This window comes from uncultured Halorubrum sp. (assembly GCF_937146585.1).
Lineage (GTDB): Archaea > Halobacteriota > Halobacteria > Halobacteriales > Haloferacaceae > Halorubrum > Halorubrum miltondacostae.
This window is the reverse complement of record NZ_CAKZRO010000147.1, coordinates 1-4573: the sequence shown is the minus strand read 5'-3', so window position 1 is coordinate 4573 and position 4573 is coordinate 1. Positions and strand designations below refer to the sequence as shown.

Here is a 4573-nt window from a genome sequence, read left to right as displayed (position 1 = left end):
CGAGACGGTCGTCGTGTACGGCGACGACAACGTCGACCCGACCTCGACGTGGCTCACGCTGCGGGCGATCGGGTTCGAGGACGTCCGCGTCTACGACGGCGGCTTCGGCGAGTGGGCGAACGCGGACGACCGCGGCCGACACCCCGTCGAGACGGCGACGAACGTCGTGGTCGAGACCGAGGGGAGCGTCGGCGGCGACGACAGCAGTGGCGACTTCTCCTGTACGGGATGAGCGGCGAGGGCGCCGACGCGGGAGCGAGCGGCGCAGCCGGCGGGGACGCGGGCGACGACGTCGGGCCCGACGGGGACCCGGGCGACGCGCCGGAACGCGTCGTCGCGGTCCCCTGTGAGGGCGCCGACGTTCTATCGCTGTTCGACCTCGCCACGGGCGAGCCGCTCGGTTCGGTCCCGGTCGGTAGCCACCCGGTCCACGCGACGACGACTGCCGACCGGACGTTCGTCGCGACGATGGGCGAGCGGTCGGTGACCGCGGTCGCCCCCGGCGGCGAGGTGACCCGCGTCGACACCGGCGTCTTGGGCCCGTCGCACTTCGCGAGCGCGAACGGCGAGCTGTACGTCGCCTGTTCGGCCGGCGACGCGCTCGCGGTGATCGATCCGGTGGAACTGACACGTACCGACCGGATCGGCGTCGGCGCGGAACCGCACGAACTCGCGGTCGGTCGCGACGAACGACGCCTCTACAGCGGCAGCCGCCGCGATGGCGTCGTCGACGTCGTCGACACCGCGACCCACGAGCGGATCCGTTCGGTCGACGTGGGTCCGGAGGCGAGGGTACAGGGCGTCGCGCTCGCGCCCGACGGGCACCACGGGTACGCCGTCGATCAGGAGGGGGACCGGATCGTCGCATTCGAGCCGGCCGGTCACGGAGACCGATATCCGGACGCACCCGCGACCCGAGTCGGACAGATTCGCAAGGAGGCCGCGGTCGGCGCGGATCCGTACGACCTCGTCGTCACCCTCGACCGGGTATTCGTCCCGGGCAGGGCCGACGGGACGGTCCACGAGTTCTCGCCGGATCTGACGCTCGAATCGGTCCACGAGGGGTTCTCCCGCCCGGTCGATCTGTTCAGAGCGAACGGTCGCTGGTGGGTGCTCGACGCCGAGGCCGCTCGACTCCGCTCGCTCGATGGCGATCTCGTCGACACGAACGTACCGAGCCTCGTCGCGGCCCCGGTGGGCGGCGGGCGGCTCGTGGTGTCCCACTACGACGACGACCGGATCTCGCTCGTCGACGTCGCGGACGGCACCGTCTGGACCGCCGACACGCCGGCGTACCCGTTCGGCGCGGTCGTCGTCTGACCCGTCACCGACAGCGGGGAACCCTGCCGGAGTCATCGCAATAATTCCGCCGGTGTCCGTCCCCACCATATGAAGGTCGCATACGTCTTCGCGACGGCCGGACAGACTATTGAATACGTGCTCGGCGACATGATCCTCCCGCAGTTAGAGGCCGGCGCGCACGGCGCCGACGTGGTCGGGATGTTCTTCTTCCACGACAACACGTACGCGCTCCGCAAGGACGACCCGCTCGGCCAGCGGCTCGCGGACGTCGCGGCCGAGCAGGAGATCCTGCTCATGCTCTGTGACCAGTGCGCGACGCGCCGCGGGCTCGCCGAGTTCGACCACACCGACGAACACGGCCGCGACCACTACGAGCCGACGGACACCGTCGAGGGCGCCACGGTCGGCTGCTTCCCCGACCTCTACGAGGCGCTCGGCGAGGTCGGCGTCGACCAGGTCATCACGCTGTAGCTCCCGCGTTCTCCGACCCCGAACCGTTTTTGACGCGCGCCTCGAACGACGCCGCATGGACGCGTCCGCGTTCGACGACCCCACTGAGCGCCCCGTGACGGCGGTCACGGCTGCGGAGATGCGGGCGGTCGACCGCGTTGCCGTCGAAGCGATCGGCCTCGATCTCCGCCGGATGATGGAACACGCCGGTCGGGGACTCGCCGAGGCCGTCCTCGACGTCCGGTCGAGCGCCGGGAACGGCGGCAACGGCGGCGGCGGGCTCGCGTGTGCCCGCCACCTCGCGAACAGGGACCTCCCCGTACGGGTCGTTCTCGACCGGGACCCCGCCGCGCTCGACGGCGTCACTGCGGAACAGCTGCGAATCCTGGAAGCGATGGACGTGTCGATCGGATCGCCCGACGGCGACGCGGAGGTCGACGCGGCGCTCGACGGTCTCGTCGTCGACGCGCTGATCGGCTACGGACTGACCGGCGCGCCCCGCGGCGCCGCCGCGGAGCTGATCGAGGCTGCGGGCGACACGGCGGAAACGGTCGTGTCGCTCGACGTCCCGTCCGGGACGGACGCGACCACCGGTGAGACCCCGGGAGCCGCGGTCGAGCCGGACCACACGGTCACGCTCGCGCTGCCGAAAACCGGGCTCGCGGCTATCGGTGGGGACCTCCGTCTCGTCGACCTCTCGATTCCCGCGACGGGGTACGACCGGCTCGACATTGAGTACGAGGACCCTTTCGGCGACGAGTTCGCCGTCCCGCTGTCGAGGCGCTGAGAGGCGACGGTCGGCGCGGACCTACTCGTCCGCCAGCTCGTACGCCAGGCGGTGCGGCATCAGCGCCAGCGTCCGGACGATCGCCGCGAGCGCGACGAAGATCCCGACGAGGACGTGCGCGACACCCCCGAGCTTCAGCCACAGCAACACGGACGGGAACGAGTGGATCGTCGCGAGCTGCGAGTTGAGTGCGGTTTCCCCCGCCCGGTCCGCGCCGCCGCCGGCGAGGCTCCACCCGGTGTGAGTGGTGAAGTACTCCTCCAACAGCGGGTGGAACGCGGTGATCTCCACGAAGAGCGCGAACCCGACCAGCAGGTAGCCGACGGCGGCGAACGCAGCCCCGATCTTGAGCATCCGCTTGATCCCGGCCATCGTCGATTCCATCTCGGCGGTCGTGAGCGGCTCCAACGCGGCCGCCTCGGTCTCGGCTGCCATACCCTCCACGACGCGACGCTCTACATAAACGCTCTCTGAGGGGCGCGTAACACGGTTACGTTCATGTGACTCCCTCACACGACACTCGATCGTCGACCGGCGAGGGATCGACGTTCGACGGGGCGGTTACGTCACACTCACCGGAGGGTTATACCCCGTGAGACAGAGGATTCAGCCATCAATGGCGCCAGTGATCGGCGACGCGAAGCGCGGCACGAGCGGCGACGGACGCACGGGCCCGACGGAGGAGCGACGGACCCGATGAGCGCTGAGAGCGCCCGCGACCCCGAGCGGGTCGCGACGTGGAGAGACCTCGGAGACCGGGAGCCCACCCACGCCCGAGCGGCCGGCGTCGACCTCGTCGTGGTCCGGTACGACGACGAGGTGTCGGTGCTGTACGGCCGGTGTCTCCACCGCGGCGTGCTCCTCGGCGACGGCCACGTCGAGGGCGAGGACCTCATCTGCGGCGTCCACGGCTGGGACTACCGGTACGACACCGGGGTCAGCGAGTACGACAACTCCGAGCGGCTGGAGAAGTTCCCGGCGTGGATCGAGGCCGACGACGACGGCGAGGCGGCGGTGTACGTCGACGCGGCGGCGGTCGCCGAGTGGGCCGACGACCACCCGGAGCCGTACGACTTACCGGACGGCGCCGAGGAGGCGGACGACGTGGACGCCGCCGTGAACCCCGAGTTCTACGGGGAGCCGGAGGCCGAGACCGAGCCGCACACCCACTACATCCAGAAGCTCGCCCGCGAGGGGCCCGAGGGGATCGGCGAACACGGGAGCGTCTCCGCGATGGGCGTGCCGCGGGCGGAGCTGCCGAGCTGGAACGACCTCCAGATCCTCACCGCCCAGCTCGACCGCACCCCCCTCGACGACGAGGCGCCGGTCGACTCTGGGCTCGTCATCGGCCCGAACGCCGAGAACCCGCTTGAACTGGAGATCCCGGTGTTCGTCAGCGACATGAGCTTCGGCGCCCTGAGCGAGGAGGCGAAAGTCGCCATCTCGAAGGGCGCTGACGCAGCCGGGACGGGGGTCTGCTCCGGCGAGGGCGGGATGCTCCCCGAAGAGCAGGCGGTCAACTCGCGGTACTTCTACGAGTACGCCACCGGGAAGTTCGGCTGGGACATCGAGAAGGTCGCGGACGTACAGGCGTTCCATTTCAAGGCGGGCCAGGGCGCCAAGACCGGCACCGGCGGCCACCTCCCGGGCGAGAAGGTCCAGGGGAAGATCGCGGAGGTTCGGGACCTCGAACCGGGCACCGACGCCGTCAGCCCCGCGCGGTTCGACGACCTGGAAACGCCGGACGACTTCGCGGCGATGGCCGACCGCGTCCGCGATGTCGGCGGCGGCATTCCGGTCGGGCTCAAGCTCTCCGCGCAACACGTCGAGGACGACATCGACTTCGCGCTGGAGGCGGGGGCGGACTACCTGATACTCGACGGGCGAGGCGGCGGAACGGGCGCCGCCCCAGACGTGTTTAAAAACAATATCTCGGTGCCGACGATCGCGGCGATTCCACGGGCACGCCACCACCTCGACGCGCGCGGCGCCGAGATCCCGGATGCGCGGAGAGAAGCGCATTCTGAGAAGATC

At 70.4% G+C, this 4573-nt stretch carries 6 protein-coding genes; 5 read left to right on the top strand and 1 reads right to left on the bottom strand.

The annotated features are described in order from the left end of the window. The 4 genes from Q0116_RS12550 to Q0116_RS12535 form a co-directional block, all read left to right on the top strand. Nucleotides 1-232: rhodanese-like domain-containing protein (locus Q0116_RS12550; protein ID WP_297888891.1), on the top strand; the 232-nt coding region annotated here is incomplete at its 5' end. Beyond that, nucleotides 229-1320, top strand: coding sequence for a YncE family protein (locus tag Q0116_RS12545; protein WP_297888889.1), 1092 nt, complete (start codon nucleotides 229-231; stop codon nucleotides 1318-1320). The genes Q0116_RS12550 and Q0116_RS12545, both read left to right, overlap by 4 nt. Nucleotides 1321-1389: 69 nt before the next feature. After that, the gene (locus Q0116_RS12540) at nucleotides 1390-1773 is read left to right on the top strand and encodes a SaoD/DsrE family protein (protein WP_297888886.1); all 384 of its coding nucleotides are present in this window, start codon (nucleotides 1390-1392) and stop codon (nucleotides 1771-1773) included. A 55-nt stretch (nucleotides 1774-1828) separates the two neighbouring features. Then, nucleotides 1829-2539, top strand: a complete 711-nt coding sequence (locus Q0116_RS12535; RefSeq protein ID WP_297888883.1) for an NAD(P)H-hydrate epimerase — start codon at nucleotides 1829-1831, stop codon at nucleotides 2537-2539. A 21-nt stretch (nucleotides 2540-2560) separates the two neighbouring features. On the opposite strand, the gene Q0116_RS12530 is transcribed toward Q0116_RS12535, so the two are convergent. Continuing rightward, the gene (locus Q0116_RS12530; RefSeq protein ID WP_089308249.1) at nucleotides 2561-2974 is read right to left on the bottom strand and encodes a hypothetical protein; all 414 of its coding nucleotides are present in this window, start codon (nucleotides 2972-2974) and stop codon (nucleotides 2561-2563) included. 261 nt (nucleotides 2975-3235) lie between these two features. Here Q0116_RS12530 and Q0116_RS12525 point away from each other — a divergent pair. Continuing rightward, nucleotides 3236-4573: glutamate synthase-related protein (locus Q0116_RS12525; protein ID WP_297888874.1), on the top strand; the 1338-nt coding region annotated here is incomplete at its 3' end.